The sequence below is a fragment of the Actinomadura fibrosa genome (genome assembly GCF_900659615.1).
In the GTDB taxonomy this organism is placed as follows: domain Bacteria; phylum Actinomycetota; class Actinomycetes; order Streptosporangiales; family Streptosporangiaceae; genus Spirillospora; species Spirillospora fibrosa.
Window position 1 is genome coordinate 1 of the sequence record NZ_CAACUY010000565.1, and the last position, 544, is coordinate 544.

The 544-nt window shown below is 71.1% G+C and carries 1 pseudogene; it reads right to left on the minus strand.

Annotated features, from left to right (window positions below):
• Nucleotides 1–526: pseudogene (locus E1300_RS49690) on the minus strand (IS5 family transposase); the annotation flags it as partial.
• Between the last annotated feature and the right edge of the window lie 18 nt (nt 527–544).

A 544-nucleotide genomic window follows, 5' to 3' on the forward strand; every position in this document is an offset into this window, starting at 1 on the left:
GACAGCACCCGACAGCGGCCGTCGGCGGCCAGATGAATCTTGCTGGACAGCCCGCCGCGGGAACGTCCTAGTGCTTCGCCTGCCGGGCCACCTCCTCCAGCAGGGCGACCAGCTCGCGCCATGACGGGTTGTCCTGGTTCGTCCCGGCGTCGTCCCCCTTTTCCGGTGGGGCGGGCGGCGGCCGGTGCGGGGCGCCGGCCGCGTGCTGGTGCGCCCGCTCGATCGTGGAATCGACCGACACCCGCCAGTCGATGTCCCCGGCGGCGTCGGCCTGGGCGCGCACCACCTGAAGCAGCCGCTCCCAGGTCCCATCCGCCGACCAGCGCCGGAACCGCTTGTAGACGGTGATCCACTCCCCGAACTCCGGCGGCAGATCACGCCAGGGCACACCCGTCCGCACGCGATGACAGATCCCATTGATCACCCGCCGATGGTCGACCCACCGACCACCCCGCCCGCCCGTCGGTGGCAGCAACGGCGCCAGCCGCTCCCACTGCGCATCGGTCAAGTCACCACGACGACCCATCAACCCACAGTGACCCAA